Source organism: Ruegeria sp. CH10 (genome assembly GCF_056537125.1).
In genome coordinates this window covers 13,435-37,271 of the sequence record NZ_JBQFQY010000004.1, presented here as the reverse complement: position 1 = coordinate 37,271, position 23,837 = coordinate 13,435, and the positions used below count along the sequence as shown (strand labels likewise).

General features: G+C 58.4%; 15 protein-coding genes. 9 read left to right on the top strand and 6 right to left on the bottom strand.

What is annotated here, in order from left to right; translation table 11 throughout:
• Position 1: 1 nt before the first annotated feature.
• A complete protein-coding gene (locus tag ACRZ94_RS13065) occupies positions 2-2,041 on the bottom strand; it encodes a hcalcium-binding protein (protein ID WP_480797524.1) in 2,040 nt (679 codons plus the stop codon).
• 210 nt (positions 2,042-2,251) lie between these two features.
• On the opposite strand from ACRZ94_RS13065, the gene ACRZ94_RS13060 reads away from it, so the two are divergent.
• The 5 genes from ACRZ94_RS13060 (at position 2,252) to ACRZ94_RS13040 (ending at position 11,735) form a co-directional block, all read left to right on the top strand.
• Positions 2,252-6,115 carry a beta strand repeat-containing protein gene (locus tag ACRZ94_RS13060; protein ID WP_480797523.1) on the top strand — a complete coding sequence of 1,288 codons (3,864 nt, stop codon included), beginning with the start codon at positions 2,252-2,254 and terminating at the stop codon, positions 6,113-6,115.
• Positions 6,116-6,163: 48 nt separating this feature from the next.
• The gene (locus tag ACRZ94_RS13055) at positions 6,164-6,952 is read left to right on the top strand and encodes a SapC family protein (RefSeq protein WP_480797522.1); all 789 of its coding nucleotides are present in this window, start codon (positions 6,164-6,166) and stop codon (positions 6,950-6,952) included.
• A 112-nt stretch (positions 6,953-7,064) separates the two neighbouring features.
• Positions 7,065-8,303: a TolC family protein gene (locus ACRZ94_RS13050; protein WP_480797521.1), complete on the top strand. Its 1,239-nt coding sequence runs from the start codon at positions 7,065-7,067 to the stop codon at positions 8,301-8,303.
• Entirely contained in the window at positions 8,300-10,441 is a 2,142-nt protein-coding gene (locus ACRZ94_RS13045; protein ID WP_480653987.1) for a type I secretion system permease/ATPase, read from the top strand. Before ACRZ94_RS13050 ends, ACRZ94_RS13045 begins: the two co-directional genes overlap by 4 nt.
• A complete protein-coding gene (locus ACRZ94_RS13040) occupies positions 10,425-11,735 on the top strand; it encodes an HlyD family type I secretion periplasmic adaptor subunit (RefSeq protein ID WP_480653985.1) in 1,311 nt (436 codons plus the stop codon). Before ACRZ94_RS13045 ends, ACRZ94_RS13040 begins: the two co-directional genes overlap by 17 nt.
• 19 nt (positions 11,736-11,754) lie before the next feature.
• On the opposite strand, the gene ACRZ94_RS13035 is transcribed toward ACRZ94_RS13040, so the two are convergent.
• From ACRZ94_RS13035 to ACRZ94_RS13020, 4 genes are all read right to left on the bottom strand, one after another.
• Positions 11,755-13,542 (bottom strand): ABC transporter ATP-binding protein, encoded by a 1,788-nt coding sequence (locus tag ACRZ94_RS13035; RefSeq protein ID WP_480653983.1) that lies wholly within the window; start codon positions 13,540-13,542, stop codon positions 11,755-11,757.
• A gap of 283 nt (positions 13,543-13,825) precedes the next feature.
• Entirely contained in the window at positions 13,826-14,527 is a 702-nt protein-coding gene (locus ACRZ94_RS13030; protein ID WP_480653981.1) for a response regulator transcription factor, read from the bottom strand.
• Complete coding sequence (locus ACRZ94_RS13025) at positions 14,527-16,392, bottom strand: PAS-domain containing protein (protein ID WP_480653979.1); 1,866 nt, start codon at positions 16,390-16,392, stop codon at positions 14,527-14,529. The genes ACRZ94_RS13030 and ACRZ94_RS13025 overlap by 1 nt, the downstream gene beginning before the upstream one ends.
• Positions 16,393-16,508: 116 nt before the next feature.
• A complete protein-coding gene (locus ACRZ94_RS13020; protein ID WP_480797520.1) occupies positions 16,509-18,041 on the bottom strand; it encodes a sulfatase-like hydrolase/transferase in 1,533 nt (510 codons plus the stop codon).
• 274 nt (positions 18,042-18,315) lie between these two features.
• On the opposite strand from ACRZ94_RS13020, the gene ACRZ94_RS13015 reads away from it, so the two are divergent.
• From ACRZ94_RS13015 to ACRZ94_RS13000, 4 genes are read left to right on the top strand one after another with little or no spacing between them, the layout of a single operon-like run.
• The gene (locus ACRZ94_RS13015; RefSeq protein ID WP_480797519.1) at positions 18,316-19,428 is read left to right on the top strand and encodes an ABC transporter permease; all 1,113 of its coding nucleotides are present in this window, start codon (positions 18,316-18,318) and stop codon (positions 19,426-19,428) included.
• Position 19,429: 1 nt separating this feature from the next.
• Positions 19,430-20,236, top strand: a complete 807-nt coding sequence (locus ACRZ94_RS13010; RefSeq protein ID WP_480653973.1) for an ABC transporter ATP-binding protein — start codon at positions 19,430-19,432, stop codon at positions 20,234-20,236.
• Between the two features lie 14 nt (positions 20,237-20,250).
• On the top strand, positions 20,251-21,567 hold the full coding sequence (locus ACRZ94_RS13005) for an MlaD family protein (protein WP_480653971.1): 1,317 nt from the start codon (positions 20,251-20,253) through the stop codon (positions 21,565-21,567).
• Positions 21,564-22,214: an ABC-type transport auxiliary lipoprotein family protein gene (locus tag ACRZ94_RS13000; protein WP_480653969.1), complete on the top strand. Its 651-nt coding sequence runs from the start codon at positions 21,564-21,566 to the stop codon at positions 22,212-22,214. Before ACRZ94_RS13005 ends, ACRZ94_RS13000 begins: the two co-directional genes overlap by 4 nt.
• A 22-nt stretch (positions 22,215-22,236) precedes the next feature.
• On the opposite strand, the gene ACRZ94_RS12995 is transcribed toward ACRZ94_RS13000, so the two are convergent.
• Positions 22,237-23,817, bottom strand: coding sequence for an FMN-binding glutamate synthase family protein (locus tag ACRZ94_RS12995; protein ID WP_480797518.1), 1,581 nt, complete (start codon positions 23,815-23,817; stop codon positions 22,237-22,239).
• Positions 23,818-23,837 lie beyond the last annotated feature (20 nt).

Genomic DNA, 23,837 nt, shown 5'->3' with positions numbered 1-23,837 from the left:
ATCAGACCTGATCCAGATTGCCCAGCAGGATCGAGGTCATATCTGCTGTCAGTACATTGTCGGTCACCGTCACATCGACGCCGGTGTCATAGCTGACGTTACCCGCCGATATGCCGGACAAGTCGGCATCCGCATCCAGAAAAACCCATTTGGCATCATGCGCCGAGGGCAAACCAACAGCCACCTGCAGAATCGCCAGCGCGTCCAGCGCGTTGACCACCCCGTCCTGGGTAATATCCGCCGCGATCAGGTTTTCCGGCGTTGCTGGACCCCATGTCGGCTCTAGCCCGACGGCGATGCGCAGGGCCTGAAGCGCGTCCAGCGAGGTGATCTCATTACTGGCTGTGGAATAGGATTTGATGACGTCCAGTTCTCCGTCAAAGGACCCGGACGGCAAATCCAGGTCAAAGCGCCCTTCGTCATTCGCCTGGACGCTGATGGTTCCGCCACCATTTGGGGTGAACTGAATTTCTGCATCTGACAGGGCCGCGTTCGCAGTGTTCGAGTCGATCATGATATCGCCCTGAACCCCATCCGAACTTCCAGGTGCCTGCCCTCCGAAATCGCTGAAATCCACCGGAATGTGATCTGGCCCCCCAAATTCAGACCCAAAGACCTGAGCACTGGTCAGCGACCCGCCGGTCGAGGAATTGAGGATGACAACCTCATCCCGGAATTCGATCCGCGCGCCCTGATCCGTGCTGATAAAATTCAACTGCGCAGGGCTGCGCAACAGTAAGTAGTCGAACAAATCCAACCGATCGACGCCTGCCTCGAACCCGTTGATAGTTGTTGGATTGCTGCCATATTGCATCACGAATATGTCGGCTCCAGAGCCACCGTTCATCGTGGTCGTGCCTGAACCCGCGATCAGAATATCGTCTCCTGCCCCGCCTTTTAACGTGGTGTCAAAAACACTGCCGCTGAGAATATCGTTCTCGGCGGTTCCGTTCACATCTCCGAAACCATCCTGAACGATCCCTAAATCGCCCACCGTCACACTGAGTTGCGTAAGGCCAGCATCCTGTTGCGAGCTGGCGAGGATCTGCAACTCATCCCCGACATGGGCCACGCTGATGGTTTCGACATTCTGCAAACCGCTTTGATTGGTGTCGGAAAAGCTGTCCTGATGCACCAATTGCCCGTTGGGGGTGAGTGTAAACAGGCTGATCCCGTCATCGCCACCGCCCGCCACAACAAACACCTGCCCGTTCACCTCGATCACGGCCAGATCCTGCACCGACTCAAAGCGGGTGTCGCGCGTGTCCAGAACATGGTCGGTCGCGGTCAGACTCCCGTCACTCCCCAATTCCATCACGCTCAGAGAGTTGCTACCCGCCCCTGCCACGACGACCCAAGATTGACCATAAGCCTGAACCACTTCGACCGCCGTTGGGGCCGCGATCCCCAAAGTGGCCAGTGCATCACTGTTGTCGACAGCCGACAAGGCCCCGGTGTCCTGATCCAGCGCATAAGTGTTGATCGCATTTGTGGCCGCATCGGCAGCAATCACGATCTGCGCGCCACCTGACTGGACCACTTGCATGGAATCTGCCCTGCCCGCCACCGAAGTGACAACCGAAAGCGACCCATCGCCATTCACCGTGTAAGAGGCAGTCTGCCCAGTGGCTTCATGGGCAAGGGTCAGAACGCCGCCGGACTGGGCTAGCGCCGAGATGTCCCCACCGCCCACCAGCGAATCGGTCTCGGACAGCGCGCCAACAGTGCCGTCTGGGTTCAGCTCATACCCGACCAGACCGGCTGCCGTGCGCACATCCAGCACCAGCTGATCCTCTCCAGCCAGCGAAACGGGAATGCCACTATCACCAACCTGAAAGGTGATCGTCCCGGCATAATACTCGGTGTCCTGCAGCTGCGGCACAGCGCCTTCGACCAGTTTCCAAACCACGATCCCGCCACCCGGTCCAGACAGGCTGTAGAGATACGTGTCGCCATTAAACGTTTTTAAAGCCGTATCACCGATACCTGAATCGAGCGCTGCGCTCCCTGTTGCAACCACGCCTTCGAATTGAAGCCTCATATCAAACCACCCCACGCCAAAATCGGCACCGACTACAGGATGATCTGAGGCCCAGTTCGAAACCAAAGCGGGAATGTGGAGAAAACGAGGAGTTCAGCCCCAGTTTAACTCAATTTTTTCAGGTCCGGCTGCCTGAGACACCGAAGGGATAAGCAAATGAAAACTTCCCGGACCCCTCAGACGGACGCGCAAACCACCTGTGAGGGTAAGATGACCAAAGAACATGACTCCACACATCATCTGGCTGCCGATCAGTCTGATTTTGAGCGTAAGCAGACAATCCGCAAATGGGTCGACGGAAAGATGCGCCGATGGGCAGGGCGCGGCATCGCAGGCGGTCTTGGGTCGACACTTCTGGCCCTGCCCGCCCTGGCGCAGGCCACTATTGAAGAGCTTTATGCCTTTCAGTTCGCCGAAACGATCCCCGGGGTAAGGTCGGTCAAGCTGTTGGACAATGGCGACGTTTTGTTGAAGCTGGCCGATGGGCGCAAACTGGTCGTTGACGCCGAGAATGTACAGGTCCTGGACAGCGGCGCGATCATGATCGCAGAAGGTGCCGTGGCTGAGATTGCCCAGTTCAGTCTGGCTGAGGCAGGTGGCGCTGCAGCTGCCGGTGGGGGTATCGGCAGTGCCGGCGCCGTTCTGGGCGGTCTGGGCTTGGCCGGTGCCGCTGCCGCCGCCGGAGGTGGCGGCGGTGGAGGTAGCGACAGCGATGACGCGGACACGGGCGGGGCCGTGACCCCACCGCCCCCGCCTCCACCCCCCGTTCCCAGCAATCCGCCGCTCAATCTGTCGGATGTGCAAACCAATGCGCTCAGCAGTGAGCAGTTGAGCCTGTCACCGCCGGATGGGACCGAAACGGTTGAAGTGACCATTGGAACCGTGACCAAAATCGTCACCCCGGCTGCCGACGGATCTTGGAGCGTGTCGCTGACCGCAGCCGAAGCCGCCAGCCTCCCCCAGGGTGACCAGACCGTCACTGTTCGCAATCTGGACGCGGATGGTGAGGAGCTGTCTTCTGAAGCGATCATCTTTGATGTGGACACGATTCCTCCGGCCCTGACAGTCTCGGGTTTCTCAGACGGTGCGGTGATGAATGCCGCTGAACAGGGTACCGATCTGACGATTACAGGGACGACAGATGCAGAAAACGGTCAGACCGTTACCGCAACAGTCAACGGGCAGACCTACACGGGCACTGCATCGGGCGGCCAGTGGAGCGTGACAGTTCCGGCAGCAGATCTGGCAGCTCTGACCGATGGTGCAACCATCGTTGTCACGGCTGATGTTACGGATCAGGCAGGCAACCCTGCAGCTCAGGCCAGTGCCAGCTTTGATACCGATTTCTCGGCTCCGACAGTGTCACTGGACCCGGTCGCGGGCGGGTCTATCGAGTTGGTCGATGTCAGCAGCGATCTTACTGTGACCGGGTCGACCTCAGCAGCTGATGGCGAGGCGGTGACGGTCACGTTCAACGGTCAAACTTATCCGACCACGGCTGCTGGCGGGGCCTGGAGCGTCACCATCCCAAGCGCCGATCTCAGCGGACTTTCGACCGGTGTGCCCGCAGCGGTCAGCGTCACTGTGTCTGACGCCGCAGGCAACGTCTCGGTCCCTGCCGCGGCCTCGGTTCCGGTTGATCTGACCGGCCCTTCCATTGCCGTAACGCCTCTGTCTGTTGGTGGTGTTTTGAACGCAGCGGAAACAGGGTCGAACCTGACTGTCGCTGGCACGACGAGCAATGTGCAGGATGGCCAGCAGGTCACAGTGACCCTGGATGGCCAAACCTATACGGGCTCTGTCTCGGGCGGCGCGTGGAGCGTCACCGTGCCTGCGGTTGATCTGGCAGCATTGGCCGACGGCAGCAGCTTCACCGTAACCGCAGATGTCTCGGATACAGACGGGTTGGCCGCCCCTCAAGCCAGTGTCGCGCTGGCCAAAGACGCAACCGCCCCAACCGTATCCGTCGACACATTGTCTAGCGGCTCGGTTCTGAATGCCTTCGAACAAGGGTCGGACCTGTCCATCTCGGGTGCCACAACGGCAGAGGACGGTCGAACCGTGACCGTCACGGTGGACGGTCAGACCTATACAGGTACGGCGTCCGGTGGTGCCTGGTCCGTGACCGTTCCCGCTGCGGACTTGGCAGTCTTGGCGGATGGCGCCACAATCGCGGTTACAGCAGATGTTTCGGATACTGCTGGCAACCCGGCGGCGCAGGCCACCACCAGTTTTGATACGGATTTCACCGCGCCCTCAGTGGCCATCACGGGCGTTTCCGACGGCGCAGTGATGAACGCTGCCGAGCAAGGCACCGACCTGACGGTTACAGGCACATCTGATGCAGCCGACGGCACAGTGGTCACAGTTGAAATCGCGCGCCCGGATGGCACTGTTGATGTCACCGGAACGGCGACAGTCAGCGGTGGCAGTTGGACCTATACCGCCCCTGCGATGGACTTGACCACGTTGCAAGATGGCACCAGCTACGAGGTTGAAGCATCGGTTACGGATGCGGCGGGCAATAGCTCTCAGGCCAGCGTCAACCTGAACACCGACTTCACGGCGCCAACGGTGACGCTGGATCCGCTGCCGGTAGGGGCCGAGCTGGATATTTCCGAACAGGGCAGTGACCTAAACGTCACCGGCACAACCACAGCCGAAGATGGGCAAGTGGTGACCGTCACATTGAATGGTCAGAGTTATACTGGCACAGCGTCTGGTGGCACATGGTCCGCAACGGTGCCCTCATCCGACTTGAGCGCCTTGTCCGACAGCACGGGCTATACGGTTGAGGCCAGTGTGACCGATCAGGCAGGCAACGCGGCAACGCCGGCGACAGCATCTGTCACAACGGATCTGCGCCCGGTTTTGTCGATCAACCCTGTCGCGGCAAACAACGCAATTTCGATTGCGGATGCGCAAACGTCCGGCGTCACCGTAACCGGCACATCCATCGGGCTCAGCTCGGGGCAGTCTGTGGATGTTTCCTTGAACGGAAGTCCTGTCGGCACCGCAACTGTTGGCGCAGATGGCAGCTGGTCGCTGGCGGTTGCCGCATCGAACTTTTCCTCTTTCGATGCAGGCGATGACCTGGATTTTGCGGCGGATGCAACGGTTTCGGGCGGGCCCGATCCGTTGACAGCCGCAGACGAGAACGCGGCGCATGAGCCCGCCGCTTATGTCATCACCCAGGCAGGGATCAGCGGAAACACTGTCACGTTTCAGGTCTATGCCGATCCTGATCAGGACTTCTCGGGCGGTCTGGCGCTGAATATTGATCTGGGGTTTGACCCATCCGTCGTTTCGTTTGACACCGGGTCCGACGTTGCCAACGGAGATTTCCTGTCTCTGTTGACGAACCCAGTCAGCGCGTCCGTCGTCCGCTTTGCCGGATTTGGATTAAGCTTCAATGACCCGACCCAACCCATGCTGACCTTCGACATGACAGTCCTTGATCCCACAAAACCCATTGAACTGACCGTTACGACGGCCGATGGCGGGGACAGTGTGGTGCAGTTCGGAACCAACGGCGCCGATACTTTGGTTGCCACAGACGTTGACAACTTTATCCGGGGCCAGGGTGGTGACGACACCATCGATGTGACTGGTGCCGGGCGGGACACCGTCGTGTTCGAAGCCGATCCGACCGCCAACGGCGTTGACACGGTCACCGGGTTCTCATTGGGGACCGAAGCCCAAGCGGCAGATGCAATCCTGTTCAGCGACCTTAATGTTTCCGACCTGCGCGGCGACGGAACCGGCGTGGAAACACTGGCTGCGGGGGATGCCATTGGTGCAAACACCGGTGTTGTTGGTTTGACGACAGTTCTTGGCGATTTGTCGGACAGCAGCATTGAGACAGCGGTTGAAAGCCTGACCGGAACACAGGCTGGCGATGAAATCTACGTCCTCGCCACAGACGGGACCGACAGTGTGCTGGTCAAGGTCGATTATAGCGCGCCGAACTCAGCCTCGATTGAAACGGTCGCTCAGCTGTCCGGGCTGGATGACCTGAGCGGGTTGACGACCGACAACATCCTGCACACCGACCCAACCGGTGCGACAGCGTAAGGATCAGTGGGGCTGCCCCGGCGGCCCCACCCACTGCAGGGGGCAAGAATGAAATCGGTTCCTGTCAGCCAGTCGCGTCACGGGTCGCTCTACTGGAAACGTTATACCTCTTATGGGTTTGCAGCGCACCGAACGGAGTGTCCTGTCGTCCTCCCGGAGGTCATGCAAGCCGCAGCAGCTTTTCCTATTGTGTTTCAGCATCGTGGAACGTGCATCGAACCTGTTGCGTTGTTGTCTTTGACTGCGGACATGCCCATGCCTTTTGTTGCAGCGGATGGATCGTGGCTGTCGCAGTATGTGCCCTCTGATCTTCGATGCTACCCTTTTCGGGCGCTACCTTATCCTGCCGGTAAATCGACGCAGTTCCAGCTTTGTATCGACGAGGCATCAGGGCTGCTGAGCCGCGATCCGCAAGACGAAGCATTTTTTGACACAGCTGGAAAACTCACACCGACCTTGCGCGGCGTACAACGGTTTTTTCAAGCCCAAGCCTGGGCCGCTCAGCAAACCCGTGCTCTTTGCGCGCAGATCGAGGAATTGGGGCTGCTTAAACCCTGCGCGTCTCATGACAAAATTGCTCTTCCGCCGAAAACGCAGTGCCTTGACGATGCGAGATTGGCCGCCCTGCCCGACAGCGCAAAACTGTATTTGTTCGAAACCGGCGCATTGGCGCTGCTCCAAGCCCATCAGGTTTCGCTATCCCACATTGCGTGGCTGGCGCGTGCCCAACAGCAGATTGCACAGAAGGGATACACCGAAAATTCAGACATTTCCGGTTTTCTCTCTGCAGTAGCAAATGCTCAGAACGACGATTCCTTCGGAACCTATGGGGTGTGAAACACCTATGTTAAAACTTGATCGCAAATGTGGAGTTCTACCGCTTTTTCTTGTCATTGCCATTGTGCAGGGGTGTACACCGGCACCGAGCCTGACCGCCGTAGAAACATCCTTGGCCAGTGGGTCGATAGGGGCCGGAGCCAGTCAACCTGCCCCCCAACTTGCACAAAGCCAGTTTGGTCAGCAAATTCGCAAGGCGATCGAGACAAGTCCGGATCTCGCACAAAATGCGACCCGGCTTACCATCGCACAAGCCAATCAGGACGCGGCCAGAGGGGCGTTCCTGCCGCAGGTCTCTATCGGTGTGAATGCGCGGTCTGAGAGGATCGACTCTGACACCGCTGATGTGACCCCGTTTCTGCGCGTCTCGCAACTCGTCTACGACGGGGGTGCCGCAACCAATGACTTGGCCGCAGCCAAAGCCCGTGTTCTGGAAGGCCGTGGAGAGCAGCTGCAAACGGCTTCGGCTGTCGCTTTGTCAGCAATCGAAGCCTATGTGCTGGTGCTTGACCGGCAAAAGATACTTCAAATCCTGACGCAAAACGTCGCCGTTCACGAAGAACTGGTTCAGCAGATCACAGAGCGATCCGAACAGGGTGCAGGCTCAACCGCCGACGTGTTGACGGCACGGTCGCGCATGGCCGACGCACAGACCCGGATGGCAGACGCCAAGGCACGTCTGGATCGCGCAAAAGCCCAGTTTCATGAGGTTTTCGGCCGCCCACCCGGCGTGCTTCCTGCCCCCGTTCCCGCCCCGAACCTTGCACGCACGGACAGTCAGATTGTTTTGGACAGCCCGCAGGTTCGGCGCGCCGATGCGGCGCTTCTGACTGCAAAAGCCGAGCAGGCAGCCGCGCTGTCACGCCGTCAGCCCGGTGTTCAGATTGCAGCTTTCGCCGACCGTGATGACGACAATGACGCAAATTTCGGGGTCGATCTGTCGCTCAACTATGAAATTGACAGCACCGGCCAACGCCGCGCCAATATTGCCGCCGCCGAAGCCCGGGTGAAAGAAGCGGAATTTGCCAGGGATTCTATCATCCGAGCCATCCGCCGCGAGTTGGAATTCGTGCGGTCCGATCAGACCGCAGGCGCTGTGCGTCTGAACGCAGCCCGGATTGCCGTTCAGGCCAATGCAGACAGCGTTGCTGCGGCGCAGGCGCAATTTACCATAGGCCGACGCAGCCTGATCGAGATTCTGGACGCGCAGCGTGACTATGTGAACGCTCAGGAGCGGCTGATCCTGGCGGAACAAAACTTCTTTCTGACCAATTATGCAGCGCTCAGCCTCACAGGTGACATTCTGGATTTACTGGGTGTATCGATCGGACGCTGGAGTGACACCCCATGACCCCGCAACGTGTTCAAAGCCCCGCCCTTTCGCCACTTGAATCCTGCCTGTTGCATGTTGCGGCGCAGATGGACTGTCCCCTGACTTTGTCGGCGCTTTATTCGGCGCAAACCGGCGCAACGGACAGTCTAACCCTGCGCGATGCAATCGATGTGGCGCGAAAGGCTGGTTTGCAGGCTGGGTACGGCCAGCAGAAACTCAGAGAGTTTGATGCAAGCCTCGCTCCTTCCCTGTTGATTTTGGAGGATGGCGGGGCAGTTGTTTACCACGGCCGAACTCCAGACAACCAGTTGTTGATTTTCGATCCGAATTTCGGCGAAGGCGTTAGCGCCGTTCCCGAAGACACCCTAGGTAAGACGTATTCCGGCTATGCCATTCTGTTTCGCCGCAATCACCAAAGCGATGTTGCAGAGGCCGGCACACCATCCTCAGGCCATTGGTTCTGGTCCGCGATGGCTGCAAACCGGTGGTCGTATACGCAGGTGGTTCTGGCCGCCGCACTGGCAAACCTGTTGGGTTTGTCCACATCGATTTTCATAATGGTCGTCTATGATCGCGTGCTCCCAAACGAGGCCACCGAGTCCCTGATTGCCCTGACCGCAGGCGTCGGCATCGCACTGGGGTTTGACTTTATCCTGAAATTGCTGCGCGCCGGGTTCATCGACCGCGCCGGGCAAAAAGCTGACATGCAGATGGGGCGCCGCGTTTTCGATCAGGTGCTGAACATCCGGATGAAATCCCGCACTGGTTCGACCGGAGCCATGGCCAGCACCGTCCGCGAGTTTGAAACACTGCGAGAGTTTTTCACCTCGGCCACGTTGGTCGCTTTGGTAGACCTGCCGTTTATCGCGTTGTTTGTGTTTGTCATCCACCTCGTCGGGGGGTCATTGGCCTTGATCCCCGCGCTGGCTGTGCCGGTAGTGTTGCTGGCCGGCATCGTCGTTCAACCCATTCTGGCGCGTTTGGCAGAGCGCAGCTTTGCCGATGGCCAGTCCAAACAATCTGTTTTGGTCGAGACTGTGTCGGGTCTTGAAACGATCAAAACCACCGCCGCTGCCAGACAAATGAAATCCCGTTGGGAAGACGCGATTGAACGCCAATCCTCGCATGGCGCACGCAGTCGAATGGTGACGCAGTTTGCCCTGAACCTGACCGGGTTCACGCAGCAGGCCGCTCAGGTTCTGATCGTATTCTACGGCGTTTTTCTGATCGCTGACGGTGAGGCAAGCATGGGGGCCCTTGTTGCGTCGGTGATGTTGACCGGTCGGGCTCTGGCCCCTCTTGGACAGTTGGCGCAGACGCTGACCCGGATCAATCAGGCCCGCAGCGCTTATCGCAACCTGAACGCGCTGATGCAGGCCGAAAGCGAGAGGCCTTTTGGGCGCAGCTGGATCAGCCGGTCAGATATCGAAGGGCGTATCGAGTTCAAAAACGTACACTTCGCCTATCCGGATCAGCCCGAGGACACATTGTCCGGGGTGTCTTTCTCGATTGAACCCGGTGAGAAAGTGGCGATCCTGGGCCCGATTGGCTCGGGCAAAAGCACAATAACCCGGCTGCTGCTTGGGCTTTATGAACCACGATCCGGGTCCGTCCTGTTGGATGGTCTGGATATCCGCCAGATTGACCCCGGCGATTTGCGGCGCAATGTGGGATCGGTCCTACAGGATATCTGGCTGTTCTCGGGCTCTGTGCGCGAGAATATCAACAGCGGGGCCGTCCGTCCGCGGGAACAGGACTTGATCTACGCGGGACAGGTCTCGGGTGTTGAAGGTTTCGTGGCACAGCATCCCCTGGGCTATGATCTGAAACTGGCCGAACGCGGCGAAGGCCTGTCGGGCGGGCAACGGCAGGCTATTGCGATGGCCCGGGCGTTGATCGGACACCCACCTGTGCTGTTGCTGGATGAACCGACCAGCGCAATGGATGTCAAAACCGAGGCCGAGGTGATCCGACGGCTCAAACAAGCGACCCAGGACACGACTATGGTGGTTGTCACGCACCGCACCAGCCTGTTGGAACTTGTCGACAGGGTCATTGTGATCGAAGGCGGGCAAGTGGCGACAGACGGACCCAAAAGCATACTGACACGGCACGTCCGCAAAGCGAGAGGGCATCTGAATGTCGCAGCATCCTGACCTGAACACGCTGGCCCGTGAAATGCGGGGGCGCTCGCCAGTACGCGGATCAGTGCTGTTGCTGGCCATCGCGGCCTGTCTGATTGCCTTGGGCCTGTGGGCGCATTTGACGGAATTGGATGATGTCACGCGTGTGGATGGACGGATTGTGCCTTCGGCGGACATACAGGTGATCGAAGCGACAGAACCCGGTGTATTGAAGTCACTGGAGGTGCGTGAGGGGCAGATTGTCGATCAGGGCGTGCTGTTGATGGAGTTTGAGACAACCCAGATCGACAGTCAGTTCAGCCAGGAACAACAGCGCGCCTTTGGACTGATGGCCAGGATACAACGGCTGGATGCGGAAATTGCCGGCACTGAGTTGACCTTTTCACCGGAATTAATTGCCGGAGCGCCCGAGGTCGTGCGGTCTGAGACGGCTTTGTATCAGGGGCGGCAGGCCGAGCTATATGCCGAAGTTGCGATCTTCGAACGTCAACGGCAGCAAAGGCAGCAGGAATATGAAGAGGGGCTGGTCGAACGCGTCACCGCTGAGGAAACACTCAGCCTTTTGGCAGAAGAACGCGCGATGATGGAGCCTTTGGTCGAAAAGCGTATGGAGCCCATGACCACCTTGCTGTCACTCCGCCGGGGGGAGGCGGAATGGGAAGGGCGCAAAACCCGCGCCGTTGCGGCCACCAACCGTCTGAAAACCGGTCTGGACGAAATTGACGACCGGATTCGGGCAACCCGCAGCCGGTTTCGCAGTGCTGCCCTTACCGATCTTGCACTGGCAACAACCGAACTGGCCGCTCTGGAACCGGTTCTGCCAGCGCTTCGCGACAGGGCCGACCGGGCACAGGTGCGGTCTCCGGTTCGTGGAATCGTCAACCGCCTGCATCGGACAACAATCGGCGGGCTTGCCCGCAGCGGAGAGGAGCTGGTCGAGATCGTTCCCCTAAACGATACGCTACTGGTTGAGGCCTATGTGCGCCCTGAAGACATTGCCTTTTTGCACGCCGGGCAAGCGGTCAAGGTCAAGATTACCGCCTATGATTTCGCACGCTACGGTGCACTGAACGGACAGATTATGCGGATCGGAGCCGATACGATCACAAGATCCGAACGTAACGACGAAGAGGTCTTTGTGGTGGAAATCGAGACCAGCAACTCGATGCTGGATGCGGATGGTGTCGCGGTTGAAATCATCCCCGGCATGATTGCCGAGGTTGATATTCTGTCTGGCCGAAAATCGGTTCTGGACTACCTGCTGCAGCCTGTAGTCAAAATCAAGGACAGGGCATTGCGTGAATGAGGGTGCCCCACCGTCTTTGCTAGCCTGATTGGGCGGCAGCCTCTTTCGCTGGCTGTTTGAACTGATGGTCGAACAACTGCCGGAACACACCATCCTTTTCGATCAGCGTTTCAAGATTGCCCTCTTCCAGAACCTGGCCTTCCTGAATAACAACGATCTTGTCCGCCTCAAGCACAGTGGACAGACGGTGAGCGATCACGATGGTCGTCACGTTTTCGGTCAACCGGTCCAGGGCCGCTTTGACCAAAGTCTCAGATTCGGCATCAAGCGCGCTTGTGGCCTCATCCAAAAGCAGAATTTCAGATTTCCGCAAAATCGCACGGGCAATGGCGAGCCTTTGTTTTTGCCCACCAGAGAGGAAGGCGCCGTTCTCGCCGACTTGTGTATTGTACCCGTAGGGCAGGTTCTCAATGAACTTATGCGCATGTGCTGCGCGCGCTGCCTCCATCACTTCTTCGTCTGTGGCCTCCGGTCGCGCATACCGCAAATTGTCCATGACCGTTGAAGAGAACAAAAAGGTCTCTTGGCCGACATAGGAAATCTTTCGACGCAGCGAGGCAAAGCTAATGCCCAGCAAATCCTGACCGTCGATTTCAACCGCACCGGAAACAGGGTCGTAGAACCGCATGATCAGGCCAAAGATCGTTGATTTACCACCACCCGACTGTCCGACAAGCGCGGTTGTCTTGCCGGCTTCAAAAGTCAGGTTCATGTTCGAGATGACCGGCTTACCTTCAGTATAACCAAAGGTCAGATCCCGCAGACGAATCTCGCCTGCATCCGTGACCAGCGACTTGGCATCGGGGCTTTCCCTCATCGGGTCTTCTTCGTCCAGAAGCTGGAACATCATCTCAATCGGAATCAGCGTCGTCTCAATAGAAACGCGCATTTTTGACAGCCGTTTTGCAGGTTCGTAAGCCATCATCAGAGCGGTGATAAAAGACATCAGCTGACCTGCAGATGTCGGTTCGCTGCCGCCGAAGCCGATTGTGCTGATAATCAGAATCCCCGCGATTGCGAAACCGGCCAGACACTCCATCAACGGACTGGCAATCGACTGCAGTTTGGCGATTGAATTCGCGCGGGCTTCGACCGAGCGGATGGCACCGTTCATGCGGCCTTCCATATGTTCTTCAAGGCCGAAAACCTTGATGATCGTGATGCCGCCAGACGTTTCCTGAAGAACCTTGATGATCTCGGACAAGGCCATCATCTCGGATTTCATGATCGCCTTGACACGTTTCAGAAGCATTCGGACGCTAACCAGAGCAACCGGACCGACAACGAAGAAAAGTATCGACAAAAGCGGCTGCTGATAGACCATGACGATGATCAGGCCAACCAACGTCAGCAGGTCGCGCACAAAGCCGGTCACGATGACATCGACCAGCCGCCTGGCCGCCTGCGCACCCTGCGTGACCCGCATCAGCAACCCCGAGGATTCGTTGCGCGAGAAAAACCCGACACCCCGCTTGATCAGCTTGGCAAAAAGGCGCTCTTGCTGAACGGCGATAATCCGGTTCCCGGCCCGTGCAAGAAAGACGCCCTGCACATAGGATGCGACCGCTTTGCTAAGGAACAGCCCCATGACAGCGGCGGCAATCAAACCCACTTTTGACCGCATTTCCGGCTCGGTCATAGCGTTGACGATGTTCTCCATCATCCATGCGGTGCCCGCCGTCGTGCCCGCAACAACAACCATGGCGATCATCGAGATGCCGTAGAGCCAACCCTGGCTGCGGAGGCTTTCGAACAGCAAGCGTCCGATATGGCCGTTTTTCCATTTGGCCCAGGTTTTCTTGATCATATTACGTTCCAAAACCTTTAGCAGTTTCGATGCATGCCAGCTTTATGGTTTTACCGAAATCCCAATCTGTACCGCTAAGTATAGATCAGAAGTGATGATGTTAGTTATTCCTGACCACCCCAAGAATCCATAGGTTGAACGCAGATAATCAGGGCATTGTGTCGCCCCTGACATCAGGTCTTTAAGCTTTCGGCAATTTTTCTACTTAACATTATGTATCCAAGATATAATTTAAGGATGAGGGCACCGAAACCCTTTCATTATCTCGCCAAAGATAGGCGCATTATTGCCACTCGACATCCCCCAGAAAGATATACCCGGCCCCGTATATTGTCTTGATCAGGCGCGGATTCTTGGGGTCTTCGCCCAGTTTCGTGCGCAAACGCGAAATGCGCACATCCATCGCCCGGTCAAAGCTTTCGCCTGCCGCGCCACCCAATGCCTCTTGCATCTGGGCGCGACTGATCAGGCGTTTTGGGCTTTCCAGAAACAGGCGCAATACTTCGCCTTCCGCGTGGCTGAATGGTGTTTCCTGACCGGTGCCATCAATCAGAAAATACCTGTCGAAATAGGCTGTCCACCCGTTGAATCCGGCCACGTCAGACTGTGACATTTGAATGCGTGGCGCACGTAGCCTGGCACGGATGCGGGCAACCACTTCGGCCGGGTCGAACGGCTTGGTGATGTAATCGTCGGCACCAAGTTCCAGCCCCGTGACGCGATCCTGAACCTGCGCGCGCCCCGAGATAATGATCACCGCCGCGCCCTGTTCAAGCGCCAGACGGTGGACAAGGGCCAGGCCATCGGTGTCTGGCAGAGACAGGTCTACAAGGCAGACATCGGGTGTCACACGTTTTAACGCCGCTTCGAATTCCCGCGCGCGGGCAAAGCTTTGGGTGCGAAACCCGGCATCCTCCAGCGCATCGGTCAGAACACGTCTGATTTCGGGCTCATCATCGACAATGGTGACCAGGGGATCGGACATCAGGCGGCCTCGGCTTGGATGACGGCAGAAAGCTGCGCTTGGGTAAACGGTTTGCGCAGCACCGGAGCCAGCGTCAGCGCCTGCTGGTGCAGCGGGTCAGACAAGGGCAATGAGGTCATCAGAACGCGCGGCAGCGCCGGCTTGAGCTGTGCCAGCAGGTCCAGCCCGGTCCCCTGCCCCTCCAACCGAATGTCCGACAGCACAAGGGCGATGTCCTCAATATCGGCGGTCAGGGCCAGCGCCTCGTCGGCCGAGGTCGCTTCAATCACCGAAAATCCGATGTCTACCAGCATATCGCGGAACTGTCCCCGCAGGTCTTCATTGTCCTCGACCAGCAAAACAAGACCCTGCCGGACCGCGCGGGCCGGACGGTAAGGCAAGCGCATAGCCACGGTTGCACCGAGGGGGTTGTTACGCAGGCTCAGATCGCCGCCCGCCAGTTTCACGGTGTCGTAAACCATGGGCAGACCCAGCCCCGATCCCTGGCTGCCCTTGGTGGTGAAAAACGGGTTCAGCGCCTTTTCCAGGGCTTCTTTGGCAAACCCCGATCCAGTGTCTGAAACCGCGATCTCAACCCAGATATCACCAATCTTATGGGCGCTGATCGTGATCTGGCCCGTTGCACCACAGGCGTCACGCGCATTCAGCACCAAATTCAATAGCGCGTCCTGTACCATCCCTGGATCCAGCATCAGGGGTTTGTCGGGCAACGTATTGACCACGGACAGGCCTACGCCGCGCGGCAAAGAAGGCGAGGCGAGAATGCGCAAATCCTCCAGCAAGCCTTTCATATCGGTCGCCTTGGGCTGAAAGGTGCGGTTTCCGGTCATGTCCGCGATCCGGTTCAACAACTGACCGCCGCGCCGGGCTGTTTGTTGGGTTGCGGCCACCAGTTCGCGGGCCTCCTCAGGCAGGGTCATCTTGTCCAGACGCGACTGCATGCCCAGTATGATTGTCAGCAGGTTCGAGAAATCATGCGCGATCCCACTGGTCATCTGCGCCGCCATCGCCCTTCGCCGGGTCTGTTGCAAAGCAACGCGGGCCTGCGTTTCCTCGGTGATGTCAACAGACAGGACATACACCCCGCCCTCTCCATCGGATGAGAACGACACACGAAGACGGCGGGAATCCTGATCCTCGGTAAATTCGAATACCGAGGCTTCGCCATCATAAGCCTTCTGCAAATGCGGCTCGACCCGCGTAAAGGCCGAAGCCCCCAGCGCCTGAGAGATATGCATGCCCAGAATGTCCGAGGGCCGGCCCGGCATGACGGAACTGAGCCTGCGGTTCGAATAATCATACCGCCCGTTCCGGTCCAGATGGGCGATATGGGCCGGCATCATCTCGGTCGTCATGCGGGTGCGGGCTTCGATCTCGGTCAATTGGCGCTTGGCCTCTTCCAGCGCGGCATTGGCGGCTGCCAGTTGCCGGTTGGTGGCCGAAAGCTCTTCGGCGCGGTCCAGAAGCTGACCGGACAATTCCTCGGACCGGGCGCGCAGCAGGGCCTCGGCCTGTTTGGTGTTGGTGATGTCGGTATAGACCGAGACCCAGCCCCCTTTGGGCAGCGGCGCACCCTCGACCGAGATAACCCGGCCATCTGCGCGCAGACGTTCCATGTAGTGCGGCTCGAACGTCAGGGCCTGTTGCACCCGCAGGGCGACGATCTCATCGGCATCGGCATCCGTGCCATATTCGCCCCGTTCCGCCAGGTATCGGATTGTGTCCTTGAACAGCGCGCCCGGGCGGACCAGATCATCGGGCAGGTCAAACATCGTTTGGAACGGCCGGTTGCTGACCACAAGCCGCAACTTGCTGTCATAGATCGACAGCGCCTGTCCGATCAGGTTCAGACCGGCGGTTGTCATCTCTTTTACATGCTGTTCGGTTATGTCCAAAGGCGCCCTCTCTGCCCCATATGCCTAGCACCTGATCTGTCACAGGTGTAGAGGGCAAAGGCGCGACACATGGCAACCCGTACCGATCAATACCGGGGTTTCGACACCGGCCCCTGCGCGGTGATCGAATGCAGCGACAGGGTGTGATCCATGTTCCGCATTCGGTGGCGCAACATTTTGCGCCCCAGCCGGGCAAGATCGGTGGCATAATCGGGGTTGGCGGCGACGTTTTCCAGCTCACCCTTTCCCTGATGATCAAACAGAAGGGGCGGCAGGTCAGCGGCAAACTCGACCAGTGTAAAGCGGTCGTCACGCAGAATGCCCAGACACGAGTCGCTGTGGCCGGTTCCAAGTTCCTGTTGCCAGAGGCTTGGCCTTTCCGGTGAGCCAAAATCCAGCTCGCTGAACGAATAGCTGCGCCAATCGTCGGGGGGGTTCCCTTGCAACAAGGGGATCAATGAGCGGCCATCCATGGCATTCGGGATCGCAATCCCGGCCCAGTCCAGAATTGTGGGGGTGATGTCGATCGACTCGGTCGGGGCCGAGATCACCGCGCCCGCCCTGTCCTGATTGCCGGGCATGCGGATCATCAGCGGCGTGTGATAGGCGGCGTCATAGACCGACATTTTGCCCCATATGTGATGGTCGCCCAGCATCTCTCCGTGATCTGCGGTGATGACAAGCAGGGTGTCATCATACTGGCCGCTGTCTTTCAGGAATTGCACAACCCGACCCACGTGATGATCCACTTCGGTCGCCAGCCCCAAATAGATCGCGCGCAAGGTACGCAGATTTTCCGGCGTGGGTTCGACCTGATCAAACCCTTCCACAAAACCCGACGCGGTTTGCTTATCCATTGCGGGCCCATGAAACGGATGCTGCGCGCGTTCTTCTGCGGCCTGTTCAAAGGCGGTTGGCAGAGGCAGACCCGCAGGATCGTACATATCGTTATAGGGGGCCGGGGCCACCAGCGGGGGGTGCGGCCGGATATAGGTCAGATGGGCAAACCAGTTCTGATCCGCGAAGGCAGCCATGCTGTTCAGGAACGCATCGGTCAGAAACGCGGTATCGCTGTCTTCGGCGCGGTAGAGGGCGGGATCGTTCAGCCGGGGCGTTGCCCCCGTTGGCGAGACCGGTTTGAAGACATCCCAGTATTCGCCAAACTCATAACCCTGCCGCATCAGGTGGGACCGCCAGGGATAGGATTCCTCAAGCCGCATCTCGACAACCTCGTGAAACCCGGCCATCGGAGATTCATAGGATTTCAGGATCGGATCACCCGCATCATAGGCGCGCGGGTCGGCAGAGGTGTCCGTGTACCCGAACAGCATCGGCAGATAACCGGCCTTGCGCATCTCGCTGGCGATGGTCGGCGCATCGTGGCGCAAAGGCGTGCCGTTCCGAACAGACCTGTGATTCATCGCATATTGGCCGGTCAGAATCGACGCGCGCGACGGCCCGCAGGGATTGGTGACCGAGAAATGCCGATCGAACGTCACCGCCTCGGACATAAAGGCCCGCAGGTTCGGCAGATCGACATGGTCCGCCAAAGCCCCTTTCAGGCAATCGGCCCGTAATTGATCAATGATGATAAACAGAACATTTCCGGGCTTTTGCATATGATCGACCCTGATTTCAGAAAACCGTTTCTGCTGCGATCTTTGGCCTGCTTTGTGCGTTCGGGCAACCTTTTCATAGTGTCGCATTGTAAGCGCCGATCACAGTGTAACACCCGGAAAACGCTGGAATGATTATGGTAGACCATCGAATATCCGGCTGGCGAACCCAATTTGTCACACCACCGCTATTGTACGCGGGCAATTTCCCGGCAATCTGCAAAAACCCGTTGCAGCGCAACGCGGTTTCCCCTCACATACGGCCATGACGCAGCCCATGATACACCCGGATGATGACGCAAACGGCCTTTGCCTGCGCATTTCGGGCGAGATGCTGACGCAGTCTCTGGAACGTGTCGAGCACGCCTTTGCCAGCGTGCAGCCCAAAGGCGGGACTGTCACGCTCGACCTGTCAGAGGTCGAAGCAATGGACACTGGTGGTGCATGGCTGGTGGCCGATCTGGCACAGCGGGCGCGGGCTGCAGGGGCCGAGGTGCAGTTCAAAGGGTTGAACCCGGCGCAATCTGCCCTGTTGGACACCGTGTCGCGCAACATTCCCGAGGACCCCGGAACCCCGGCCGAACCCCGCAGCTTTGTGGATTGGGTCGCCAGTGTCGGCGCCCGTACGGTTGGCGGCTGGAAGGACACGCTGTCCATCCTTGGGTTTTTGGGGCTGACATTGCACCGGCTGGGCCGGACCATCGTGATGCCATGGCGGCTGCGTAAGGCGGCACTGGTCTCTCAGATGGAAGAGGTGGGGTTCAAAGCCATTCCGATTGTCGCCCTGATGGGGTTCCTGATCGGTGTCGTTCTGGCCTTTCAGGGGGCCACTCAGCTGAAACAGTTCGGGGCCGAGATTTTTGTGGTCGAGCTGATTTCGATCTCAGTACTGCGCGAGCTAGGGATTTTGCTGACAGCGATCATCGTTGCGGGCCGGTCCGGGTCGGCCTTTACGGCCTCGATCGGGTCGATGAAGGTGCAGGAAGAGATCGACGCCATGCGCACGCTGGGTCTGGACCCGGTTGAGGTGCTGGTAATCCCGCGCGTCGTGGCCTTGTTGATCATGCTGCCTATCCTTGGGTTTATCGCCGACATGTCCGCCCTGATCGGTGGCGGTCTGATGAGCTGGATCGATCTGGACATCAGCCCCGGCATGTTCGTCACCCGCCTGAAGGAAAGCACGGGGATCTGGCATTTTGCCATTGGCATGATCAAAGCCCCCTTCTTTGCGCTGGTGATTGGCGTGATCGCCTGTTGGCAGGCGATGCAAGTCAAAGGCTCGGCCCAGAGCGTGGGCCAAAGAACCACGGCCTCGGTTGTGCAGGCGATTTTCATGGTGATCGCGCTGGATGCGCTGTTCTCGATCTTCTTCTCGGTGCTGGAGGTCTGACATGGACGGAACCGTGCTGGAACAGACCGCAGACACCGCCGCGCAACGCGAGGCGGTGATCCGCGTGCGCAACCTGACCAACCAGTTTGGACCGCAGGTGGTGCACCAGAACCTCAACCTTGATGTTTGGAGGGGTGAGGTGCTGGGCATCGTGGGCGGCTCGGGCACCGGAAAATCGGTCCTGCTGCGGACGATTGTGGGGCTGAACAAACCCGCTGCCGGCAGTATCGAAGTGCTGGGCGTCGATGTGCTCAACGGCCCCGAGGAAGAACGACGGCGCATCGAAAAACGCTGGGGCGTTGCGTTTCAGGACGGAGCGCTGTTTTCGTCGCTGACGGTGTTGCAGAACGTCATGGCCCCGCTGCGCGAACATACCGGCATCAGCGAAAAACTGATGTGCGCCTTGGGCAGTCTCAAGATCAGCCTTGTGGGCCTGCCACAGCTGAGTTGTGGCAAGTTCCCCTCGGAACTGTCGGGAGGCATGCGCAAGCGTGCCGCGCTGGCCCGCGCGCTGGCACTGGACCCCGAGATCGTGTTTCTGGACGAACCTACCGCCGGTTTGGATCCGATCGGCGCAGCGGCCTATGACGACCTGATCGGTGAGCTGCAGCAGGCCCTGGGTCTGACCGTGTTCATGGTCACGCATGACCTGGATAGCCTTTACGCCATTTGCGACCGGGTCGCAGTGCTTGCAGAAAAACGCGTTCTGGTTGAAGGACCGATTGAAGAAATGACCAAAGTCGATCATCCTTGGGTGCAGGAATACTTCACCGGCCCCCGGGCGCGTGCGGCGCAAGAGAAGGGGTAAGACAGGTAGAGGCCATGGAAACCCGAGCAAACTATATCCTGATCGGCGCATTCACCCTTGCGGGTATTCTGGGTGTGTTCGGCTTTTTCCTCTGGCTCGCGAAATTCGAAGTGTCGCGCCAATACGCCTATTACGATGTTTTGTTCGACAATGTGTCTGGCCTGTCGGCGGCGGCCGGTGTCAGCTATAACGGCCTGCCCGTTGGGCAGGTCATCTCGCTGACTCTGGATGACGATGACCCGTCCAAGGTGCGGGTAAAGATTGAGGTCGACGCCGACATTCCCGTGACCGAAGACACCATCGCCCAGTTGCAATCGCTGGGCGTCACAGGCGTCAGCTATGTCGAATTGTCGGGCGGGTCCTCCAGCGGAAAGCGTCTGGAACAGAACAGCGTGATCAAAAGCAAACGCAGCACAATCCAGTCCCTGTTCGAAGGTGCACCGAAAGTGCTGGATGAGGCGGTCACGCTGCTGCAAAACCTCAACGCGGTTGTGGACGATAAGAACCGACAGGCTGTCAGTGACATTCTGGACAACGTCGCCTCGGCCTCGGGCAAGCTGAACAAAACACTTACGGATTTTGAGAACCTCTCGACGGATTTGGGGGGGGCCGCCAAAAAACTGGGCGATTTCACCGATCGTCTGGATCAGTTGGCGGATACAGCGGAAACGACACTGACCACCGGCACCGATACGCTGAAAAGCGTAAAGACAGCCTCAGAGGCCGCAACAACGGCACTGAACAGCGCCAATACCACCATTGAAACAGCAGAACGCGTCATTCAGCAGGACATCCGCCCCGTGATCGACAAGGTGGGGACTTTGGCAGACAATCTGAATAGCCTGTCCGGTGAGGCGGATGTGGCAATTGCCACAATTTCCGAGACGTTCCTGAACGCCAACAAGACGCTCGGCTCGATCACCGGCGCGATGGAGACCGCCAAGGGCACGCTAACCTCGGCTGAACGCGCGTTTGACTCGGCCAACAAGGTGATCAACGAAGATATCGGCGCGGTGATGAATGACATTCGCACCGCCGCAAATGAGGTATCTTCGACCGTCAAGAACGTCACGGCCCGGATTGACGACATCTCGGCTGATATTCTCAACGCATCCAAGTCAGCCTCGGAACTGCTGGGAACCATCGACGGGATCGTGCAGGATAACCGCCGGCAAATGTCGGATTTCCTGCGTGTGGGTCTGCCGCAATTCGTCCGGTTCATCGAAGAATCCCAACGTCTTGTCATCAGTCTGGACCGGCTGGTCGACAAGGTCGAACGTGATCCCGCGCGCTTCCTACTTGGAACGCAAGCATCGGAGTTTCGCCAATGATCAGGTTTTTTCTTTTGGGTCTCGCCCTGGCAACCTTGGGGGGCTGTGCGGGTCTGGGAACGCTGCGGCAGGCCTCCAAGCCGAACGACCTGTATCTTTTGACACCGAAAAGTACGTTTTCCTCGTCACTGCCGCAGGTCAAAAAGCAGATCGTCGTGCAAGAGCCGACGGCGACAGCCGCGGTGAACACCGACCAGATCGCCATTCAGCCCACACCATTGCAGGTTCAGTACCTGCCCCGCGCCCGCTGGGTGGACCGGGCGCCGTTGATCGTTCAGGCCCTGATGGTGGAAAGCTATGAAAACAGCGGCAAAGTAGCGGCCGTCGGGCGCTCAACGGTCGGGCTGCGTGCAGACTATGTGATCGCCCCGGATTTGCGAGAATTTCAGGGCCAATTGATCAGCGATGAGAACGGCAACCAGACCATCCGTGTCGAGGTGCGGATCAACATCAAGATTATCGATGAGTTCGAAGACAAGATCATCGCCTCGGATTCCTTCCGCGAATATGTCATCTCTCCCAGCGACCAAACGCCCGATTTGGTCAATGCTTTTGATGAGGCCCTGGGCAGAACAATGCGCGACTCGGTCGAGTGGAGTATCCGCAAGATCAACACCCATGCGGCGAACAACCCACGCCAATTCTGACCTTGGCCTGCCCGTCACCTCATCAGAAATGCGTGGCCGAGGCCATTTTCCAATCGGCCGCAAACGCCTCGGGCACCGTGTCGGACAGCAAAGCGCCGGTGTCGATTAAGGTGTAAAGCTCGGCATACGACCATTCCCGCTCATCCGCCGTACGGCGGCGGATATCGCCCGGATGCAGTTCTGCCACTTTTTCTTTACCCATTGCGCCCAAAAGCTCGCGAAAGCTTTCCAATGTCGCGTCATGATAGCGATGCACGCGTTTGCGTTTTTGCGGCACATTCACCGCGCGGCCCCTTATCGGGTCCTGGGTTGCCACGCCTGAGGGGCACCGGTTTGTGTTGCAATGCAGGGCCTGGATGCAGCCCACGGCAAACATCATCGCACGCGCGGCGTTGCACATATCGGCCCCCAGCGCGAATTTCTCGACCAGATCATACCCTGTGGCCACTTTACCCGAACAAATCACCCGGATTTTGCCGCGCAGCCCAACACCGCGCAGGCAGTTGTTCACAAAGATCAGCGCCTCGTTCAATGGCATGCCCAGACGGTTGGTGAATTCAACGGGGGCCGCGCCAGTGCCGCCCTCGGCCCCATCGATGGTGATGAAATCCGGCAGAATACCCGTCTCCAGCATTGCCTTGCAGATCGCCATAAACTCGGACGGTCTGCCGATGCAGAGCTTGAAACCAACGGGTTTGCCCTCCGACATCTCACGCAGGTGCTGAACGAAATGCAACAGCCCCGTTGGTCCTTCAAAGGCAGAATGAACGGGCGGAGAGATCACGTCCTGATGTTCGGGAACACCGCGGATTTCGGCGATTTCCTTGTCGACCTTTGCAGCAGGCAGCACGCCGCCATGGGACGGCTTTGCCCCCTGGGACAGTTTGATCTCAATCGCTTTGACCACGTCCTTTTTGGCCTTTTCAGCGAACTTGTCCTTGTCGAACCCGCCCTCAGACGTACGGCAGCCAAAATACCCGGTGCCGATCTGCCAGATGATGTCGCCCCCCTCGGCCAGATGGTGCGGCGAAAGCCCGCCTTCGCCTGTGTTGTGGGCAAAGCCGCCATCCTTGGCCCCGCCATTCAGCGCCCGGATGGCATTTGCACTCAGCGCACCGAAACTCATGGCGGATACGTTCAGGCGGGACGCATTGTAAGGCTGTGTGCATTGCGGACCGCCGAGCATGATACGCTCTTCGCTTTCGTCGACATCCTTGGGCGCCAGCGAGTGATTGGCCCGGTGATAGCCCACCGTATGAATATCGTATTGGGTACCAAAGGCCTGCGTATCCACCTGCCCTTTGGCACGTGAATAAACAAGGCTGCGCACGATCCGGTTATAGGGCCGCCCATTTTCATTGGTTTCCACGAAATACTGTCGGATTTCGGGGCTGACGAATTCCAGCATATAGCGGAAATGGCCCAGAACCGGATAATTGTTCAGCACGTTATGCTTGGTGGTCAGCATGTCATAAAGGCCGATCACCGCATAGGGGATCAGGATGAACAACAGCCAATGCGCGGGTGACCAGAAGAACCCCAAAAGCAAGACCACAGGCAAGCAAATGCAACTGAGAAAGTAGTAGAGTCCGCGTACAACCATTTCGTGCTCTCCCAATGTTG